Here is a 19,970-nt window from a genome sequence, read left to right on the forward strand (position 1 = left end):
ATGCGCGATCGAATGCGTACATCCGCCCTCCTGCTGTTGGCGCTCATCCTGCTTCCCGCCGCGTCGGCCGAGGATGCCTCATCACTTGAATGGGGGCCAGGGCGCGAAGTCCGGGTGGCGACCACGCCGTCGCTGCACCCGGTACCCGCTGCACTCGCTGGCGGCACGACGTTGCCAAGCCTGGCCCATGGCTACGCCAATCTGGTTGCACGGCGTTCGCAGCTGCAGTTCCAGGAGCACCAGCATCCCAGCACCGGCGCATCGGTGGCTGCCGTCTGCAGACGCGAAGCGGATCTGGTACTGGTGATTGGCAACCACCTGCAGCCACCCTGCCCCGGCCTGGTGGCATCCAGCACGTTCCGCGGTGGCAAGACGATGCTCGCGGGCCGCAGCGGCGAACGCCTGCCACGCGATATCACGGAGCTGGACCACCAGGTCCTGGCCGTGCTCGAAGGGGGGCCGTATGCAGAATGGCTGGCCGCGCGCCATCCGCACGTCCGCCTGCTGCACCTGGCCGATCGGCACGCCACGCTGGCAGCTGTTGAAAACGGCACCGCCGATCTGGCAATCGGCCTGGAAACGACCCTGCGGCCCCTGATCCGTCGGCATTTCGCCGGGCACCTGCACCTGCAGCCTTTCGACAGCGATTTCTCCACCGCCCTGCACCTGCTTGCGCGCCACGAAGATCGCCAGCTGCTGGAGCGCATCGAGCGGGCATTGCACGACATTACGCTGGAGGAACATGCCGGCCTGTTGCAGCTATGGGCCCAACAGGCGGCCCCCGCCTCGCTGGAGCACGTCCTGGACTGGATGCGTCAGCTGCCCCCGCAGTGGCTGCCGGCCCTGGCTGCCGCATTGGCAGTCGCCCCGTTCCTGTGGCATGCCTGGCACACGCGCCTGCGTGCTGAAGGCCGTGCCCGCGCCCGCGCGATTGGCATGTTGAGCCACGAGGTGCGCAATTCGGCCCAAGCAGTCCTTGCCTCGATCGACCTGCTCAGCCAGCCGTCGGCGCCCATGGGGCAGCGAGAAGCGCTGGCGGCTGCACATGCCGCGGGCTCCTCGCTGCGCAACCTGCTCAACCGCTCGCTGGAGTTCTCACGCCTGGCCAGCGGCACCTTCAAGCCGCACGTAGAACCTTGCGACATTGCACGACTCTGCGGCCAATCGCTGGATGGAATTCGTCCCCAGGCTCGCCAGCGCGGGCTGACGCTTCGCTTCGACTGCCTCCCCGAGCCCTGCCCCATTGTCGCCATCGATCCGGAAGGACTGCGCCAGATCATCGACAATCTGCTGGGAAACGCATTCAAGTTTACCGACGTCGGCGGCATCGAGCTGCGCCTTCAACTGACGCCAGGCAACCACCCTCGTGAGCTCATGCTGGATGTGATCGACAGCGGTATCGGCATCACTGCAGAGCAACTCTCCGTGTTGTTCCAGCCATTCCAGCAGGGCGAAGACGGCAAGGAGCGCGGAGGCAGCGGATTGGGACTGATGATCGCGCATGCGCTTGCCCGCGCAATGGGCGGCAACCTGTCAGTACACAGCGTCCCCGGGCGCGGCAGTCGCTTCACCCTGCGCCTGCCGGTACGCCCCGCCAAGGCCAAGGTCACGTCAGCCGCCAGCGCCGGCGCGGGAACGCCGCTGGGCGGGGTTGAGCTGCTGCTGGTGGAGGACCACGCCCTCAATCGCCGGGTCATCAGCGAGCAGCTGCGCCGCCTGGGTGCCGATGTACACGCGTCTGGCGACGCCGCCAGCGCGCTTGCCGAGCAGGCCGTGAGACCGCGCAGCGTGATCCTGCTCGACATCGGGCTCGGGGACATGGATGGCTATGCGCTGGCCATGCAGTTGCGCAGGCAGGCGCGTGCCCCGTTGCGACTGATCGCGCTGTCGGCACGCCGTGATCGTCGGCATGTGGCGCGCTGCCGGAAAGCAGGGTTCGACGCCACCCTGACCAAGCCACTCCAGCTTGAGTCACTGCTGCGGGCGCTGGAGCTGCCGGCGACCGGACAGGCCATCGCAATGGGCACAGCCGCAGGCGACCCCGCCTACATCACGGACATCGGCCACGAGCTGCTGCGGATCGAACAGGCCATCGATGACGCCAGTGCCACTGACCTATGCCATCACGCGCATCGGCTTCAGGGGGCCCTGCAGATATACGGGGCGGCCGCAGAGGCGGACACGGCAGGCGACCTGTGGGAGCTGGGTCGCGACGCCACACCCGACTGGGCCGATGCGCGACGCCTGTTGCGCGTCCTTCAGCAATGGCATGGCTCCCGCGCTGCGGAAGCCATGCCCGGGGCCTGATCAAGCCGCCAGACGCTCGACCTGGCGACGGGTCAGGTCGTTGAAGCGACCCAGCGACATCAGATGCTGGTGGATCAGCGCCAGCCAACCACTGCGATGCCACTCGATCACAGTGGCTTCCGGCAGCGCGACGAACTTCTCGACGTCGACGACCTGGAAACCATTGAGGTTGAATTCACGGCCATCCGGGGTACGCACGGTGGCGTTGCGCTCGACCAGCAGGCCGTTGTCGATCAGGGCCTTGGAGAAGGCCTGGGTCTGTTCGTGCTCACGGGTGAACTGGCCACAGAACTCCAGCGCCTGCTGCACCATGTCGGTGGCCTTGCCATCGACGAACAGCGGCTGGCCTTCGTCACCGCCCTTGACCACGCGCGAGCTCTCTTCGTCGATGCCCAGCAGGAAATCATTGTCCGAGCCGGTGTCGATGAAGATGAAGGGGTGGCGACGCAGGTAGGCCGGGATATAGGCCTCGTCTTCCCACAGGCCATCCTTGATGAACAGGTTCTGGTCGGATACACCAACGGCAGCCATCGGCACTGCGGTCGGGCCAGCGAAGAGGATCGGGAAGTGGTGCAGCGCCAGCGAGAACTCGCCGAGCACCAGCGGAATGGCGTTGTTGCCCGCGGCAAACTCGAGCCTGCCCGGCAGGATGCGCAGGTCGGCGTGCACATCGGCCTGCAGCGGCACCGGACGGGTGTAGAACAGGGGGGCGTTGCTCGGCGCCGCTTCGGTGGTGGTGTCGCTGGTGGTGGTCATCTTGGGAACCGTTCGATCATGCGCGCCTGCCATCCCGGGCGCGCCAGCGGGAACAACCTGAATCCCGCATTATCAACAAGCTCGATGACAACGGCCACCCCATCGTCGGCCTATTTCAGCTGCAGGGGGTACCGCTGCCAGAGCACATGGACCAGGAAACCGGCCAGTTCGGTGTCACGCGCGCTGACCGCTGCGCGGATCTTGTCCAGCAGCACCATGTCCGAACAGGAGCGCACATCCGCGTGGTTGGCCTGCCCTGCCCGGCGCGCGCGGTAGCGCGCGGCCCGTTGCGCGTCACTCATGGCGTACCCGAACTTGGGCGGACGGCCGCGCTTTCGCGGCAGGGTCAGCTCCAGGGTTCCGGGGTCTTTGTCATCACGCATGAGAGGGGTGCGGGCGGCGGCGAGCAACGGGGGGTGCGCAATTTATCGTGAGGCATCACTTTAATCCAGCTTTTTCTGCTTTTTTGTTGCGATGCAGTGCAAAAAATCGCATCCCGAGGGCCGCATCCACGCCATGTGTGGATGTACGGCTCCGGCCACAGAAAAAGGAGCCCGCGAACGGGCTTCCCTCTCCTTCCCTCATGCAGCACGTACCGGCTCGTAGCCGTGCAGGTGCGCCTCGCTACTCGCCCGCCCCTGGCTGAGCGAACGCAGCGACGTGGTGTAACCCACCAGCTGCGCCAATGGCGCAAAACCACTGACCTCAGCGCGACCGTCCTGGTCCTCGATGCGGGCGATGCGACCGTGGCGCCGGTTGAGGTCGCCGACCACATCGCCCACCGACGCCGACGGCGAATGCACCGTCACCGCCATCACCGGTTCCAGCAACTGCGTGCCACCTTCAGCCAGCGCGGCCTTGATCGCCTCGGCACCCGCGCGATGGAACGCCATCTCCGAAGAGTCCTTGGCATGGGTCTGGCCATCGACAAGACTGACCTCGATGCCGACCACCGGATGACCCTGCGGCCCTTCCGACAGCGCGGCACGTACACCCTTCTCGACCGCAGCGATGAAGCTGCGCGGCACCACGCCACCGACGATGCGGTCGTTGAACACCACCTGGTCGTCCTCACGTGGCGACACATCCAGCACCACGTGCGCGAACTGGCCCTGGCCACCGGTCTGCTTGACCAGCCGCCCGACGACGCCGGTCATCGCACGCAGCGGCGTCTCCTGGTAGGCCACGCGTGGCGCACCTACGCCCACGTCCACCTTCCATTCGCTGCGCAGGCGCTCGACCATCACCTCCAGGTGCAGCTCGCCCATGCCCCAGACCAGGGTTTCCGCCGTGTCGCGATCGGTTTCGACGCGGAACGACGGGTCTTCCTGGGCCAGGCTGGCCAGGCCCTGCGCCATCCTGATCAGGTCGGCCGCACGCGCCGGCTCCAGGCGCCACGCCAGCACCGGCGCCTGGGCCTGGATGTTCTCCAGGCGCAGCGGCTGCGCACGGCCGCTCAGCGTTTCGCCACTGACCGCATCCTTCCAGCCCAGCACCGCGACGATGTCACCGGCCACGGCCTGCTCGATGTCGTGGGTCTGGTCGGCCTGCACCCGCACCAGCCGGCTGACACGCCGTCCCTGTGGGTGCTGCGAGCTGGCCACCGCGTCGCCCACCTTCAAGGTCCCCGAGTACAGCCGCACGAAGCTCAGCGCGCCGTGTTGCTGGTGGGTGATCTTGAACAGCAGGCCCGCCAGCGGACCGTCCGGATCCGGCGGCAGCACCACCTCGCCGCTCTCGCTTTCGGCGGTCACGGCAAGGCGATCCAGCGGCGACGGCAGGTAATCGACCACCGCATCCAGCAGTGTCTCGATGCCTTTGTCCTTGAACGCAGCACCGGCCAGCACGGGCACGCCCGCACCCGCCAGCGTCGCCCGGCGGATTGCCGCGCGCAGCTGTTCGGCATCGATCGCGAGACCTTCCAGCCAGGCATCGGCCAGTTGTTCATCGTGATCGGCCACGGCTTCGACCAGCGCATCGCGCTGAGCCTGCCACTGCGCGCGTGCCGCGTCGTCCCACGAGGTCACCGTGGTTACGGCGCCATCCTGCCAGTGTAGTACGCGTTCATCGACCAGGTCGACCCAGCCGTTGAAGCCGCTTTCGCTGCCCAGCGGCACGCCCAATGCCCACGGCCGCGCCTGCAGTTTGTCCTGCAGCTGCTCCAGCACGCGCTCGAACGAAGCGCCGACGCGGTCCATCTTGTTGACGAAGGCGATCAGCGGCACGCGATGGCGACGCGCCTGGCGCCATACCGTCTCGGACTGCGGCTGCACGCCGTCCACGGCCGAGAACACGGCCACGGCACCGTCGAGCACGCGCAGTGAACGTTCGACTTCGATGGCGAAGTCGATATGGCCGGGGGTGTCGATCAGGGTCAGCCGATGCGGCGGCAGGTCACGTGGCGCCCACTGCGCCTGCACGGCGGCAGCGCCGATGGTGATGCCGCGTTCGCGCTCGATCGCCGAGAAATCGGTGGTCGCATTGCCGTCGTGCACTTCGCCGACGCGGTGGATCTCGCCGCTTTTCCACAGCAGGCGTTCGGTCAGCGTGGTTTTGCCGGCGTCGATGTGGGCAATGATGCCAAGGTTGCGACGGCGGGAAAGGACGTGGGTGTTCATAAAGAGGTTCCTGCAAAGCCAACTTCAGGGGCCGCACACCCCGGTTGGCGACAGGGTGCGCGGCTAGCGTTCGGTCTCGGCGATCTGGTGCATGGCACGTTCTCCTTCGCAGTACTGGGTAGAGTCGAGCAGGTAGCGTCGACTGGGTAGAGTCGGCTGGGTAGAGTCGACTGTTAGTCGACTCACAAAAAACAAAAACGAAAAGAGCGCCCCGGAGGGCGCTCTGTCGAAGGTCCAGCGATGGCCGCTTCAACGGCCTCGTGGGGCTCCAGGCAGACACGCCCGTTCCGCGCTTGCGCGGGTCAGGGTGAAAAACTTCAGGAGCGGCATCCGGTTCATGGGGCGCATTCTAGACCTGCCAATCTGGCGCGCAAGTGAATATTGCACACATTAATAGAACGATGAGGCCGACCGACAACGGGGTCGGATCCCTTTGCCCAAAGCAAAGGGCTCTGACCCCTGCCATGTCCTACTTGCAGTCGTGCAGCTTGCGCGCCTCACCCACGGTCGCAGCCTGGTCGTCGCCCATCGAGATCCAGCCCTTCAATGGCATTGCCGGATCCACATGCGGCTGCCGTGCGCCACCGTGGACCACCACTTCGGTCCAGCTGCCCACCGGCGCCAGCTCGGACAGGCGTGCCGCCTGATCGTCCTCGGTACTGAACATGTCGTCCGGGCCCGCCGGAGGCGTGGTATTCACGGCTTCCGTCTTGCGGGTCCGGATCCGAAGTGCACCGTCCGGCAGCCGCTGGGTGATCACCTCGTATCGCTCAACACCATACGCCCAGCTGCTTTCGCCAACGCTGCGGGTCTCGCTGCCGTCATCGGCCACGGTCACCACCTCGCCTGCCGGCCCGATGACGCCCGCGACAGCCCCCAGGCCTGACATCAGCGCCTGATAGACGATCATCTGCCGCTGCTCGGAGGTCAACGCGCCGGCCGTGAGCTTGGTCGCAGGAATCTTCAGGTACGCCGCCTCCCTGCACAGCACCAGCACCTGCTGGTCGTCCCAGCTCACCGACATTTCCTCGTTGGCGAAGTACTGCGTCTTCATCGACGTCACAGCGGCACCGTCGCTACTGGAATGCCGGGTCTCGATCAGCGAGGCGTTCTCGGCCGCGTCGGTCAGCGAAACCTGAGAGGTCGAAGCCGCATTGGCAGCGCAAGCGGAAGCAATCATTGCGGCGAGCAGCACGCTGCAGGTAACGGTGCGGAACATGGCATCAGTCCATTGAAGAAAACGAAGCGATCATGATACCCGGAGCAACCTGGCGGGCCCTCGCTCAGGTCACCACCACCAGCGGCACGCCGCGCCGCGGGTGCTCCAGCACCACCACATCCTGCTGGTAGACCCGCTGCAGGTTGTCTTCGGTCAGCACCTGCAGCGGCGTGCCATCGGCTGCCACCCTGCCCTGCTCCAGCAGCACGATGCGATCGGCATAGCCGGCGGCAAGATTGAGGTCGTGCAGCACCACGATCACGCACGCACCGGCTTCGGCACAGGCGCGCACACTGCGCAGCGTGCGCTCCTGATGGCGCAGATCCAGCGCGGCGGTCGGCTCATCCAGCAGCAGCAACGGCGTGTCCTGCGCCAGCACGCGCGCGAACGTGGTCCGGGCGGACTCGCCACCGGACAGCTGCTGCACCTCGCGCAGGCGCAGCGCCTGCAGTTCGGCGGCATCGATTGCAGCTTCCACCTGCGCGTCGTCCACACGCGGATCCGGCGGATGCGGCAGTCGACCCATCGCCACCACTTCTTCCACGCTGAAGGCGAAACGCACGCCGTGCTCCTGCGGCATTACCGCGCGCTCGCGCGCCAGCGGCCCCGCCTTGTAACTGGCCAACGGCTTGCCCAGCAGGCTCACCTCACCCACGTCGGCACGCAGGTCACCAGCAGCCACCGCCAACAGCGTGGACTTGCCGGCGCCGTTCGGGCCAACCAGGGCAGTCACCGTACCCGGCTCCAATGCCAGCGAGATGCCATGCAGGATCTCGCGCTGCTGGCGGCGCACCACCACGTCGTGCAACTTCAGCAGCACGCTCATGGCGCCGCCTTGCGGCGCTGCTGCAGCACCAGCCAGAGGAAGAACGGCGCACCCAGTGCGGCCGAGAACAGGCCCAGCGGAATCTCCGCGGGCGGATCAAGCGTGCGTGCCGCGGTGTCGGCCACCACGATCAGCAGTGCACCGAGCAGGCCGGACAACGGCAGCAACCAGCGATGACCAGGACCGACCAGCAGGCGCGCCACGTGCGGCACCACCAGGCCCACGAAGCTGATCGAACCGGCAAACGCCACCGCCGCGCCCACCAGCAGCGCACTGAACGCCACCAGGCGACGCCGCGTGCGGGTCACGTCCAGTCCCAGATGCTGCGCCTGGCGTTCGCCCAGTGCCAGCATGTCCAGCGGCGTTGCCAGTCGCTGCAGCGCGAACACGCCGATGGCAAACAGGGGCACCACCGCCGCCACATCGGCCCAGTTGGCACGCGCCAGCGAGCCCATCTGCCAGAACACCAGCGACTGCAGTTCGCTTTCGCTGGCGATGTACGTGAGGAAACCGATCAGCGCGGAGCAGAACGCGGCCATCGCGATGCCGACCAGCAGCAGCGTGGCGTTGCCACTGCCTTTGCCGGGCCGCGCCAGCGCGTAGGTCAGGCCAATCGCCAGCGCACCACCAGCGAACGCGGCCACCGGCACCAGCCAGCCTGCCGCACCGGCAGCCCCCAGCACGATGGCAGCCACCGCACCCAGCGCAGCGCCCTGGCTGACACCGACGATGCCGGGGTCGGCCAGCGGGTTACCGAACAAGCCCTGCAGGCTGGCACCGGCCATCGCCAGCGACGCACCGACCATCGCACCCAACAGGGCGCGCGGAATACGCAGCTGCCAGACCACGGCGAGGTCGCGGCTGCTGACCGCCTGCGGATCGAGCAGACCCAGCTTCACCGCCAACGCCTGCATCACCTCCAGCGGCGGCAGCCGCAGCGGGCCCACGGCGAACGAGGCCAGCACCGCACCCAGCAGTGCCAGCAACGCCACCAGCAACATCGTCCGCCCGCGACGGCGGCGCCGATCCGCCGGACTCATGCCTTCGGCAACGCCGCCAGGGCCTTGGCCAGCGCCAGCGCGCCAGCTCCGGAACCGACACTGGTGTACTTCAGCTGCACGTCCGGCATCACCCAGACCCGATTGGCCTGCCCGGCCGGGGTCTGCTTCAGCGTCGGGTATGCCTTCCACAGGCCTTCGGCACCGCCGAACAGCTGCAGGTCATGCTCGGTCACCAGGATCACCTCCGGCGCCGCGGCGACCACGCCTTCATTGCTCAGCTGCGAGTAGTTCTTCACCCCCGCCTCGGTGCCGATGTTGACGCCGCCAGCCAGCGCGATCAGCTGCGCCGAGGCGCTGTCGGCACCGGCAACAGTCGGTGAGCCGCCAGCGCCGGTGGCCGATACGTGGATCAGTCGTGGCGCATGGCCCAGGCCCTTGCCAATCGCTGCAGCCTCGTCGAGCTGACGCTGCACCTGCGTGGCCAGTGCTTGCCCTGCCTCGGCCAGCCCTAGTGCCGCGGCGACCTTGCGCACCTTGTCCGGCGCCGGCTGCAGGTCATCGATGACCACCGCCGGCTCGCCCACCTCGCGCAGCTTCTTGGCCAGTTCGGTGTGGCGGCGCAGGCTGTTGCCGAGGAACAGCGAGCCCTGCAGGCTCAGCACGCCCTCCACGCCAGTGGTGCGGTTGAACAGGAACTGGTGCGGCGCGGCCAGGCCGGCCTGGGTGGTGGTGTTGGTCGGCGCGGCAAATACCTGCTTGCCCAGCCCCAGTGCTTCGATCACCGCGATGACGTCGTCGCCACCGGCGATGATGCGGCTGGTGTCAGCCACTTCGATGTCGGCACCGTCATCGGAATGCACCTTGGCCGGCAGCACCGCCTTCTGGTCATGCACCGCCGGCATCTCGGCACCGGCCACGCGCTGCCAGCCTGCCGGCAACGCCGTTTCCGCAGCGGCCGCCGTTGCTGCAGGCGACTCGGCAGGCGTCTTGGCATCAGAGGGAGCCGACGAGCCGCCACAGGCAGCCAGCGCCAGCGAAACAGCCAACGGAAGCGCACACAGGCGCAGACGGGACGCGATGTTCATGCACATTCTCCTTGCCGGCAGGGCGACGCGCACGCCGCCCTGCCCTGTGACTTACTGCTTCGGGGTGATGCGGATGATGCGGTCACCCTTCGGGTCTTCAGCGCCGCGCGACTTGTTCACCGCGAACACGTTGCCCTTGCCATCGGCGCGGACGTGGTTCGGCAGCGTACCGCCATCAAGATTGGCGACCACTTTGCCATCACCGTTCACCACGGTGACCGTGCCAGCGCCACGGTTGCTGACGTAGGCCAGGCCGGAGGCATCATCGAAGGCGACGTTCAGCGCGCCGGCGCCGACCGGCACATCGTGCAGCACCTTGCCGGCGGCCACATCGACGATCAGCAGGTTGTCGGTGCCCTGCGAGGCCACGTACAGGCGGTTGCGTGCCGCGTCGAAGGCCACGCCCGAGGCACTGATCGAATTGCCCAGGTCGATGACCTTCTCGACCTTGCCGCTGGCCACATCGATCACCGCCGCTTCCGGCGTGCCGATGCTGACGGTGAACAGCTTGCCGCCCTTCTCATCCAGCACCAGGCTCATCGGGGTGAACTTGCCGTCATCCACGCCGGATTCCAGCGTCACCGCCGGCAGCTCCTTGAGGGTCTTGGCATCGAACACCGACAGGTGGTCTTCACCCGTGGCCGAGGCGAACACCTTGCCGTGAGTGCCATCGACCACCACGTCGCGCGCGTGCGGCACGGCATCGACCGGGAACTGATGGACCAGCGACAGGTCCTTCTGGCGATAGACCGCGATGGAGTTCTGGCGGGTGTTGGTGACCCACACGTTGCCGTTGGTGTCATCCACGCCGACGCCGTAGACCGCGTACACCGCGCCGTTGGTGCTGCCTGGCACCTGCGCCGGGGTGATCGCCTTGGTCACCTTCAGCGACTTCGGGTCCAGCTTCAGCAGCTGCGACTGGGTCACCGGCGGACGGCCCACGGCCGAGGTCACGAACAACGCGTTGCTGGCGGCGCTGTAGGCGGACTGGTACAGGCCCGGCACCAGCTTGTTGGACTGGGTGGCGAACTGCGCCTGGCCGGACAGCGGCAGCTGCGGCGAAACGCGCAGCTTCAGCACGGTGGCTGCGGCCGGCTGGCTGGCGCGCACCACCACCGGGTGGGTGCCCGGCACCGCGTCGGCGGGAATGCTCAGCTGGGTCTTGAAGTTGCCATCGGCATCGACCACCAGCGGCTGCGTGTTGAGCACGCTGTCGCCACGCAGCAGGCTGACCTTCTGGCCCGGCACGAAGCCACGACCGACCACGTCGGCAGTGCTGCCGGGAACCACGTTCTCACCGCGTGAAACGACCTCGCCCTTGAAGGTGGCGTTGGCCGGTTGGTCGAACACCGGCTGCGCGGTGGCGGTCACCGCCAGCAGCAGGCCGGCGGCGAGAGAGGTAAGACGGAAAGACGGACGGAACGACATGGAAGGCTCCTTGCACACGTAGGCCGCGCCACGTGACGCGGGATTCATCGGTTGCCTGGGCCGCTGCACATCGGCAGCCTCGCCTGGGTAGTGGGGTCGCACGCCTTGGCATGCGAAGGGATTCATTCAGCGGCGTTGTCAGCGCCATTGGGCGCGCCGTCACCGGCACTGCGGTCGGTCACGCCGTACAGCTCATGCAGCGCGGCATGGAACGAGGCGGGCAGCATCGGGCCGTGACCGAGGCCGTCGAACTCGCGGTACTCCACGCTCAGGCCCGGCACCTTGCCCAGCCGCTCGGACAACTGCATCGCGGCATCCGGGGTGGCGCCACCGATGCGGCGCAGGTGCGCGACCACGCGCGGATTGTTCATGTCACGCTTGCCGCGATCGCCAACACGCTCGGCACCGCCCAGCATCAGCCAGAGCTTTGCCGGCTGGCCATGCACGTTCTGCACGAACTGCTGTTCCGGATCACCCAGCGCCGCGCCCTGGCTCCACCACAGCGACGGGCTGGCCGCCAGATAGGACTGGAAGGCGGCGGGACGGGTGTACAGCGCATTAAGCACGAACAGGCCACCCAGCGAGTGGCCCCACAGCGCTTGCTGCTGCGTATCGATGCGTGCGCGACGCTCGACTTCCGGCTTGATGCGGCGTTCGATCACATCCAGGAAGGCCGCAGCACCACCGCCGACCGCCTGGGTCGTACCGCTTTCGTCGTCGGCGCGATCGATCCATGCGGTGTAGTCGCGGGTGCGCGCCTTGGAGTCGATGCGCAGGTCGTTGTCGTAGCCGATCAGCACCAGCACCGGTGGCGCCTTGCGCGCAGCCAGTTCGGCCAGCAACGGCTGATCCAGGACCATGGCGACGGCGTTGCCGTCCAGCGCGTACAGCACCGGCAATGGCGTCTTGCCGGCCTTGGCCGGGATCGCCAGGTTCACCCGCCAACGGCGCTGCTGGTCCGGGCTGTCCACCACGAAATGCTCGAAACGATAGCTGGCCGCCGGCTCGTCGAGCACGGTGTGGCCGATCTTCTGCAGCGGATTGCGCTGCTGCGTATGGGCGTACGGGGTGGCCAGGAGCAGACCCATCATCAAGGCGGCCAGGCCGCGGGCCAGCGGACCACGGCGCGAAGGCGGGACGAAATGCTTCATCAGCGGCGGCAGAAGCGGCCCAGGGCCGCCGGTTCACAAGGGACCGCAGTCTACCTTAAACGCGAATGATTATCACATCGATCGAACGTCACGCTGTGTATCACGCGCGAGAGATCGGGGCCGCCAGCGTCGGCCCCTCGCTATGTTCCTGCCGGAGTTGCCAATCACCACTGGAAGCCTACACCGATGGTGAAGCCATGGTCCTCCGTGGTGGTCGAACCCGATGCCCTGAGCATGAACGAGCCATCCTCGGAGACTGCAGAAAAGCCGAGCGCGACTGCAGACTCACCACCATAAGTCGACCCGGCCATTGCAATCATCCTTCCGCCCGGAACGAAGCTGCTCGGGAGACCCGCCATCGACATCGACAGCGCGATACCTGCGTTTGCTTCGCGACGCAGCTGCTTGATCTGGCGATCCGTATATCCGTTGGCCTGGACCAGCGCCCAGCTCGCTTCCTGCCGGGACAGTGATCGTGCCTGCCCCAGATTGACTGCGTCAGTATCACGCGTGGCGGGCGCAACATGGGTGATCTGCCGCTCCGCGCCGGCCGCCCCCACCGAAAGCGCGTTCGGCCGATCGGCACGCGAGCCGGCGCCCAGCGCGACACTGCCCGGCGCGCTGGCGACCGCGTCCTTGCCCAGCGCGGTCGCCTGGGCGCCGGTGGTTGCAGCACCCTGCCCCACCGCCACGCTTCCGGTACCACTCGCGGAGGTCCCTGCACCCACCGCGACCGCACCGCTACCAACCTCGGCCCGCGCTGCAGGCTGCTCAGAGCTCGGCCTGTCCACTGCGACGCCCTCACCCAGCGCGTCTGCACGCTGCACACGCTTGTCCAAAGCGTTGAGCTGCGCGCCGGTGACCGCGTCAGTGCTGGCATCATCGATCCGGCCCACAGCGATGCCGGTCACCCGCCGACCACCTTCGTGGCCGCTGACATCCAGCTCGTTGCCTCCCGTGTCTTTTCCGATCGTGAGCGACTTGCTCTGCGGATCCTTTTTAACCAACCCGATTTCCCCGCGCACGATCTGATTCCGGGTCTGCTCCACCTCCGCCGCAGTGCGGATGACACCCTCGCCAGCAGAGTTGGCTGCCTGCAACGCAGCGCTTGCCACACCTCCGACCCGATCCGCCGTCGCCTGCGCTGTGGCCGCCCGGGCAGTAGCGTCATCGGCCGTGCGCTGCGCACCATCGGCTGCGCTGGAAGCCGCGTCAGCTACAGACTGCGCCGCCTGGGCGGCCTGATCGACCACGTTGAGCTGGCTGACATTGACTGCATCGGTCGTTTTCACGCCGGCCGCAACGTTGGCGATCTGGCTGCTCGCCTGCCCGTCATGGGCGGCATCGTAGGCGCCCAGGTTTTCGTTCCAGCGGAGGCTGTCACGCGCCAGGCCGTCGACGCGGTCATTGACCGTGCCGATGTTCTGATCCAATGCGTTCAGCGCTCCGCCAACGTTACCGTGCTGGGTTACCTCGCCGGTGCTGCCATCGGCATTGATGGCAGCCACTCCATAGGATGGCGCAGACACGGTGCCGTCGGCATTCACATTCACACCGCCGCCCAGGGCATTGGCCACGGACTGGCCCGCGTCCTTGATCCGGCCGGCGACGGTTTCCTGCGGGCCGATACCCGCCAGCTGTGTGCTGGCCGCACCGGCTACCGCTCTGGCTTCATTGGCGGTGACCTGCGCGGCGTCCGCCGCGCGCTGGGCATTGCCGGCATCGGTAGCCGCCGCAGCAGCAGCAGTCACCGCCGAATCGGCAGTTGCCTGTGCCTGGTTGGCCGCAGACGTCGCGCCATCGGCCGTGGACTGCGCGGCCTGGGCCGCCGACTGCGCCGCCTTGGCGGCCTGATCGACCGTGTTGAGCTGGCCGACATTGACTGCATCGGTCGTTTTCACGCCGGCCGCGACGTTGGCGATCTGGCTGCTTGCCTGCCCATCATGGGCGGCATCGTAGGCGCCCAGGTCTTCGTTCCAGCGGAGGCTGTCACGCGCCAGGCCGTCGACGCGGTCATTGACCGTGCCGATGTTCTGATCCAATGCGGTCAGCGCGCCGCCAACGTTGCCGTGCTGGGTCACCTCGCCGGTGCTGCCATCGGCATTGATGGCGGCCACACCATAAGACGGCGCGGACACGCTGCCGTCGGCGTTGGCGCTGGCGCCGCCGCCCAGGGCATCGGCCACGGACTGGCCCGCATCCTTGATCCGGCCGGCTACGGTTTCCTGCGGGCCGATACCCGCCAGCTGCGTATTGGCCGCACCGGCTGCCGCCTTCGCCTCGTTGGCAGTGACCTGCGCCGCGTCCGCCGCACGCTGGGCGTTGCCGGCATTGGTAGCCGCCGCCGCGGCAGCACTCGCCGCCGAATCGGCGGTTGCCTGTGCCCGGTTGGCCGCAGACGCCGCCCCATCCGCCGTGCGCTGTGCACCATCTGCCGCGACACCAGCTGCGTCGGCCGTAGACTGCGCGGCCTGGGCCGCCGACTGCGCCGCCTTGGCGGCCTGATCGACCGTGTTGAGCTGGCCGACATTGACTGCATCGGTCGTTTTCACGCCGGCCGCGACGTTGGCGATCTGGCTGCTTGCCTGCCCATCATGGGCGGCATCGTAGGCGCCCAGGTCTTCGTTCCAGCGAAGGCTGTCACGCGCCAGGCCGTCGACGCGGTCATTGACCGTGCCGATGTTCTGATTGAGCGCGCTCAGCGCGCCACCAACGTTACCGTGCTGGGTCACCTCGCCAACGCTGCCATCGGCATCGATGGCAGCCACGCCATAAGACGGCGCAGACACGCTGCCGTCGGCGTTGGCGCTGGCGCCGCCGCCCAGGGCATTGGCCACGGACTGGCCCGCGTCCTTGATCCGGCCGGCGACGGTTTCCTGCGGCCCGATACCCGCCAGCTGCGTGCTGGCCGAACCGGCTGCCGCCTTCGCCTCGTTGGCGGTGACCTGCGCCGCGTCCGCCGCACGCTGCGCATTGCCGGCATCGGTAGCCGCCGCAGCAGCAGCATTCACCGCCGAATCGGCGGTTGCCTGTGCCTGGTTGGCCGCAGACGCCGCCCCGTCGGCCGTGCGCTGTGCACCATCGGCCGCAACACCGGCCGCGTCGGCCGTAGACTGCGCGGCCTGGGCCGCCGACTGCGCCGCCTTGGCGGCCTGATCGACCGTGTTGAGCTGGCCGACATTCACTGCATCGGTCGCTTTCACACCGGCCGCGACGTTTGCAATCTGGCTGCTTGCCTGCCCGTCATGGGCGGCATCATAGGCGCCCAGGTCTTCGTTCCAGCGGAGGCTGTCACGCGCCAGGCCGTCGACGCGGTCATTGACCGTGCCGATGTTCTGATCGAGCGCGCCCAGAGCGCCGCCAACGTTGCCGTGCTGGGTCACCTCGCCGGTGCTGCCATCGGCATTGATGGCAGCCACGCCATAAGACGGCGCGGACACGCTGCCGTCGGCGTTGGCGCTGGCGCCGCCGCCCAGGGCATCGGCCACGGACTGGCCCGCATCCTTGATGCGGCCGGCGACGGTTTCCTGCGGGCCGATACCCGCCAGCTGCGTATTGGCCGCACCGGCTGCCGCCTTCGCCTCGTTGGCAGTGACCTGCGCCGCGTCCGCCGCACGCTGCGCATTGCCGGCATCGGCAGCCGCTGCGTTAGCAGCACTCGCCGCCGAATCGGCGGTTGCCTGTGCCTGGCTGGCCGCCGAAGCCGCGCCGTCGGCCGTGCGCTGCGCACCGTCTGCCGTAAACTGCGCGGCCTGGGCCGCCTACTGCGCCACCTTGGCAGCCTGATCCACCACGTTGAGCTGGCCGACATTCACTGCATCGGTCGTTTTTACACCGGCCGCGACATTGGCGATCTGGCTGCTTGCCTGCCCATCACGGGCGGCATCGTAGGCGCCCAGGTCTTCGTTCCAGCGGAGGCTGTCACGCGCCAGGCCATCCACGCGCTCATTGACCGTGCCGATGTTCTGATCCAATGCGGTCAGCGCGCCGCCAACGTTACCGTGCTGGGTCACCTCGCCGATGCTGCCATCGGCATTGATGGCAGCCACACCATAAGACGGCGCAGACACGGTGCCGTCGGCGTTGGCGCTGGCGCCGCCGCCCAGGGCATTGGCCACGGACTGGCCCGCATCCTTGATCCGGCCGGCGACGGTTTCCTGCGGGCCGATACCCGCCAGCTGCGTGCTGGCCGAACCGGCTGCCGCCTTGGCCTCGTCGGCGGTGGCCTGCGCGGCGTCCGCAGCACGCTGGGCAGTGGACGCCGCCGACCCGGCGTCCTGCGCGGTGCGCTCCACCTCCCGCAACTGACCCACGTTCACGGCGTCCTGCGTGCCGGTTCCTGCAGCAACATTGGCGATTCGATTGGCTCCGGGGGCAGCGCCTTTTTGGGCAGAGTACGCACCTTCGGTCTCATGCCACAGCAGTGCATTGTCGAACAGCACGCCTAGTGCGCCGTTTATCTTGACCATCTCCCCATCCAACGCGTCAATGGCGCCGAGCAGCGACGTCGGCTGCGCCGCCGGGACGGTGACGTCATCGGGTTGTCGACCGAGGCTCTTGAGCGCCAGCTGCGGCAGAGAAAGCCTGCCATTACCATCCACTTGTGTACCTGGACCGATTGCCGCTGCCACCGTTGCGCCATCGATGCCCTTGGGCAGTTTGTTCAGGCGATCCTCCAGCTCGGCGTCCTTGGCAGCCAGCGCTACGTCCTTCTGACCCAACTTATTGATTTCCTGATACGCGGCAAACAGCTGCGAGCCATTGACGGCGTCGTAGCTGGTCGCATCGAGCACGCCCGGAGCGACATTGACGAGCTGTCGGGATACGGCTTCGCTGCCCACGCTGACGACGCCATTCACATTCGCTTCTGCAAGGCCCGGGGGCAGGAAGTTGTAGCGTGTGCCATTGAGGTCCGTCGGCGAAACAACGCGATGCGGAGCAGTCCGCGCAGCCGTACCGAGCGCAACGCTGTTGAAGTGTTCGGCCACCGCCCCGACGCCGATCGCGACCGTGTCGGCGGCGTTACCCCGTGAATCCTTGCCAATGGCAACTGCATTGTTCATCCCGGCGCTGACCATTGCGCCGCTACCCATCGCCAGCGATTCCAATCCAATCGCCTGAGCACTCGCACCGATCGCCACGGCTCGGCTGGCATTGTTGCCGGTTCTCGCGCCATACCCGACCGCCGTGGACTGCTCGGCCCGTGCGATCGTGTCACGACCAATTGCGGTAGTGCTGTGCCCATTTGCTTGAGCAAAACGCCCAACTGCTGTTGCGGAGTGACCGCCGGCACCGATACTGGCACTGCGGCCCACTGCAGTCGAGAGCGGGGCTCGCGCTCTCGTGCTAAGTCCCAAAGCCAGTGCTTCCGTGTGCTCGGCCAACGAGTTGTTACCAATTGCCAAGGCGTTGCCGGCAGCGCCGGTTTCCGCGTCCCTCTTCTCAGCGGAGTCCGCTTTGGCACCTTCACCAATTGCCCAATCGTTAGCGTTAGTCGCCGTAGCATTGAGACCAAATGCAAGGCTTTTGACGTCGATCCTGGCAAGACCAGTCGGGTTCAGGCTGACTTTTCCATTGACCCATAGATCCCCACCCAAGCCGAGTGATGTTGCTCCCACGCCATCCACTGCCGCCGGACGATAAAACAGTACTCCGTTGGGTGAGTTCGGAAAGGCACCGCATTTGGGATCGGTGTCCTTGAAATTGATGTTGTTGTTCAGCAGCTGCGTCTGGGTCTGTGTAAAGGGGCTCCATCCCGGCTCGTTGATGCTCACGCATTCGCCATCGGAACCCGAATTGATATGGATACCATTACCTGCTAGCACCTCGGTCGGCAGCCCCATCATTGCGGCAACCACCGCAGCACCGAGCAGGCTTCGGTTGATCGGCCCTGCGGAAACCGTGGCACCACGGCTGGTACCCGAACCCTGGCGCGACGCCAGCTCGGACGCTACAACCAGCCTGCCCAGCGCCTTACTCCAGACTTTGCTGAAAATTCTATTCATGTTATGGATCCTTATCTATCGAAACGTTGACCGGGCACGCGCGGCCTGGCGAAATCGGGACGCGCACCCGCCCAGCCGCGCCGCTCGGCGCGGCATCGGGACAGGAACGCTTCAAGAGGATCGGACTGGAGCCTTGGCGGACCGTCCGGGTGCGGCCGGGATCAGTCCGGCGGCGGAACCGGACAATCCTGCCCGTCGAGCAACAGCAGTCGCCCGCTGGGGCGAGAAGACATCGCTTTCATCTGTCAGTCCGTGTGAATGAGACAAAAGGCACATATCGAGTGCCATGGAACGGAATGCTAGGAACCGCAGGCCAGCGCGACATCTAGGGCCCGCTCATTCGTTCTCATTCCATCTCATTCGAAATTTTTCCCAGACTTTTCAATGTGTTGCTAGCGAAACAGGCAGCACAAAGAACATCAGGAAACGGCGCCTCGCCGCTGCTGCCGCCATTCACTGCGGGCCCGGCTGCGCTCTACATGGGCGCGCAGCGCCGCACCCAGGGGGCTGTTCACCCCGAGTCCATCACAAACGTCGGCCCAGTACCCCAACTCCGCCCAGCGGACATAGCGGACATAGATCGGACGCCACGGCCCGGCCTCTTCGGGGATGCTGGCCCAGGGGGCATTTCCCCTCGCAACCCAAAGTACGGCCTCGATGAATTGCCGATAGGCATCATCCCGGCGGTGGACGCGTGCGCGCAGCGGGAGGGCCAGGTGACGTTTGACCTCGCTCCATTGCAGTTCGCTCATGCGGCTGCTGGCAAGCGGATGTGGCTTCATGGTTATGGACAGGTAGGAAGGGCCGCGACGACCCCATGGTCGACGGCGCGCGTGCACGCTGCACGGCGCGTCACCCTAGGTGAAGATCGCGGCAAGGCTCAATTACGCCCGTCTCATTCATTCTCAATTTCGCCGGTGCGCCGGCCTGTACACCGGCACAGGTCAGCCGGCCATGCCCGATCTGCACGAACAGCAGGTCCGGAAGGCTTGAATCGAGCCTCGGCCTCGCCGTTGCGAGCGGACGCTCCAGTTGAACAGGACGCGGTACTTCCCCTATGTTGCAGCCCAACAGGGCATTGGATCGCCCTGCTTCCAGCGCAGCCGGACGTCGGGTAGCTCACCGCCGTGCTGGCCGCGCCCATTCGCGCCACAACCGCCATGGGATTGGATCCCATGATTGTGAGAACCCTTGAAGCACACCGCACTGATCGCCCTTACCCTCGGCCTGCTCGCGCCGCTGGCCGCCCATGCCGCGCAGGATCTCCCAACGCTCTACCAGGCCTTTGAAGAGGCCGGCAATTCGACGTTGAGCATGGACCAACTCAACCAGACGGTGACATTCACTGCCGTAGCACTGAGCGTTTCCAGCAACCTGGCGGGCGAGCCACTGATCGAGGCCGGCGATGACCAGGGCAATGTCCTGGCCCGGCTGACCAGCGACGACGAACAGCAGGCGGCCAAGCTGGGCGCACTGGAAGAAGGCGCGACTTTCACCGCCAGCTGCACGCTGCAGTTCAGCTCGGGCACCGATTACCTGTCCTTCGGCGATTGCGCCGTCAAGTAAAGCTGAAG

14 protein-coding genes are annotated in these 19,970 nt (G+C 66.8%); 2 read left to right on the forward strand and 12 right to left on the reverse strand.

Going from position 1 to position 19,970, the window contains the following annotated elements:
- Entirely contained in the window at positions 1 to 2,307 is a 2,307-nt protein-coding gene (locus O0K41_RS00690) for an ATP-binding protein (protein WP_197592021.1), read from the forward strand.
- Here the strand turns inward: O0K41_RS00690 and O0K41_RS00695 are convergent, their stop codons facing one another.
- The 12 genes from O0K41_RS00695 to O0K41_RS00750 form a co-directional block, all read right to left on the reverse strand.
- Positions 2,308 to 3,063: a SapC family protein gene (locus O0K41_RS00695; protein WP_005409617.1), complete on the reverse strand. Its 756-nt coding sequence runs from the start codon at positions 3,061 to 3,063 to the stop codon at positions 2,308 to 2,310.
- Between the two features lie 110 nt (positions 3,064 to 3,173).
- Positions 3,174 to 3,446 (reverse strand): hypothetical protein, encoded by a 273-nt coding sequence (locus O0K41_RS00700; RefSeq protein ID WP_005409616.1) that lies wholly within the window; start codon positions 3,444 to 3,446, stop codon positions 3,174 to 3,176.
- Positions 3,447 to 3,644: 198 nt separating this feature from the next.
- Positions 3,645 to 5,681, reverse strand: a complete 2,037-nt coding sequence (fusA, locus tag O0K41_RS00705) for an elongation factor G (protein ID WP_164221299.1) — start codon at positions 5,679 to 5,681, stop codon at positions 3,645 to 3,647.
- A gap of 469 nt (positions 5,682 to 6,150) precedes the next feature.
- Positions 6,151 to 6,900 (reverse strand): hypothetical protein, encoded by a 750-nt coding sequence (locus O0K41_RS00710; RefSeq protein ID WP_099605731.1) that lies wholly within the window; start codon positions 6,898 to 6,900, stop codon positions 6,151 to 6,153.
- 64 nt (positions 6,901 to 6,964) lie between these two features.
- Positions 6,965 to 7,726 carry a heme ABC transporter ATP-binding protein gene (locus tag O0K41_RS00715; protein WP_164221301.1) on the reverse strand — a complete coding sequence of 254 codons (762 nt, stop codon included), beginning with the start codon at positions 7,724 to 7,726 and terminating at the stop codon, positions 6,965 to 6,967.
- Complete coding sequence (locus tag O0K41_RS00720) at positions 7,723 to 8,766, reverse strand: iron ABC transporter permease (protein ID WP_049450246.1); 1,044 nt, start codon at positions 8,764 to 8,766, stop codon at positions 7,723 to 7,725. The genes O0K41_RS00715 and O0K41_RS00720 overlap by 4 nt, the downstream gene beginning before the upstream one ends.
- Positions 8,763 to 9,812: an ABC transporter substrate-binding protein gene (locus O0K41_RS00725; protein WP_005409610.1), complete on the reverse strand. Its 1,050-nt coding sequence runs from the start codon at positions 9,810 to 9,812 to the stop codon at positions 8,763 to 8,765. Before O0K41_RS00725 ends, O0K41_RS00720 begins: the two co-directional genes overlap by 4 nt.
- Before the next feature lie 51 nt (positions 9,813 to 9,863).
- Positions 9,864 to 11,240, reverse strand: a complete 1,377-nt coding sequence (locus tag O0K41_RS00730; protein ID WP_049450715.1) for a YncE family protein — start codon at positions 11,238 to 11,240, stop codon at positions 9,864 to 9,866.
- Positions 11,241 to 11,362: 122 nt separating this feature from the next.
- Positions 11,363 to 12,391 (reverse strand): alpha/beta hydrolase-fold protein, encoded by a 1,029-nt coding sequence (locus O0K41_RS00735; protein ID WP_005409608.1) that lies wholly within the window; start codon positions 12,389 to 12,391, stop codon positions 11,363 to 11,365.
- A gap of 164 nt (positions 12,392 to 12,555) precedes the next feature.
- Positions 12,556 to 15,879 carry a YadA-like family protein gene (locus O0K41_RS00740; protein WP_164255536.1) on the reverse strand — a complete coding sequence of 1,108 codons (3,324 nt, stop codon included), beginning with the start codon at positions 15,877 to 15,879 and terminating at the stop codon, positions 12,556 to 12,558.
- A gap of 273 nt (positions 15,880 to 16,152) precedes the next feature.
- Positions 16,153 to 18,396 (reverse strand): ESPR-type extended signal peptide-containing protein, encoded by a 2,244-nt coding sequence (locus O0K41_RS00745; protein WP_164255538.1) that lies wholly within the window; start codon positions 18,394 to 18,396, stop codon positions 16,153 to 16,155.
- A 419-nt stretch (positions 18,397 to 18,815) separates the two neighbouring features.
- Positions 18,816 to 19,148, reverse strand: a complete 333-nt coding sequence (locus tag O0K41_RS00750; RefSeq protein WP_049448143.1) for a transposase — start codon at positions 19,146 to 19,148, stop codon at positions 18,816 to 18,818.
- A gap of 439 nt (positions 19,149 to 19,587) precedes the next feature.
- Here O0K41_RS00750 and O0K41_RS00755 point away from each other — a divergent pair, with 439 nt between their 5' ends.
- The gene (locus tag O0K41_RS00755) at positions 19,588 to 19,962 is read left to right on the forward strand and encodes a hypothetical protein (RefSeq protein ID WP_164221909.1); all 375 of its coding nucleotides are present in this window, start codon (positions 19,588 to 19,590) and stop codon (positions 19,960 to 19,962) included.
- The last annotated feature ends 8 nt before the right edge of the window (positions 19,963 to 19,970 follow it).

Source organism: Stenotrophomonas sp. Sm2128 (assembly GCF_030985535.1).
Lineage (GTDB): Bacteria > Pseudomonadota > Gammaproteobacteria > Xanthomonadales > Xanthomonadaceae > Stenotrophomonas > Stenotrophomonas maltophilia.

Bases quoted from the DNA above. Each gene is read 5' to 3' on its own strand.
- O0K41_RS00750 (WP_049448143.1), bottom strand. From the start codon at position 19,148: ATGAGCGAACTGCAATGGAGCGAGGTCAAACGTCACCTGGCCCTCCCG.
- O0K41_RS00720 (WP_049450246.1), bottom strand. From the start codon at position 8,766: ATGAGTCCGGCGGATCGGCGCCGCCGTCGCGGGCGGACGATGTTGCTG.
- O0K41_RS00695 (WP_005409617.1), bottom strand. From the start codon at position 3,063: ATGACCACCACCAGCGACACCACCACCGAAGCGGCGCCGAGCAACGCC.
- O0K41_RS00715 (WP_164221301.1), bottom strand. From the start codon at position 7,726: ATGAGCGTGCTGCTGAAGTTGCACGACGTGGTGGTGCGCCGCCAGCAG.
- O0K41_RS00710 (WP_099605731.1), bottom strand. From the start codon at position 6,900: ATGTTCCGCACCGTTACCTGCAGCGTGCTGCTCGCCGCAATGATTGCT.
- O0K41_RS00700 (WP_005409616.1), bottom strand. From the start codon at position 3,446: ATGCGTGATGACAAAGACCCCGGAACCCTGGAGCTGACCCTGCCGCGA.
- O0K41_RS00690 (WP_197592021.1), top strand. From the start codon at position 1: ATGCGCGATCGAATGCGTACATCCGCCCTCCTGCTGTTGGCGCTCATC.
- fusA (WP_164221299.1), bottom strand. From the start codon at position 5,681: ATGAACACCCACGTCCTTTCCCGCCGTCGCAACCTTGGCATCATTGCC.
- O0K41_RS00730 (WP_049450715.1), bottom strand. From the start codon at position 11,240: ATGTCGTTCCGTCCGTCTTTCCGTCTTACCTCTCTCGCCGCCGGCCTG.
- O0K41_RS00735 (WP_005409608.1), bottom strand. From the start codon at position 12,391: ATGAAGCATTTCGTCCCGCCTTCGCGCCGTGGTCCGCTGGCCCGCGGC.
- O0K41_RS00725 (WP_005409610.1), bottom strand. From the start codon at position 9,812: ATGAACATCGCGTCCCGTCTGCGCCTGTGTGCGCTTCCGTTGGCTGTT.
- O0K41_RS00745 (WP_164255538.1), bottom strand. From the start codon at position 18,396: ATGAATAGAATTTTCAGCAAAGTCTGGAGTAAGGCGCTGGGCAGGCTG.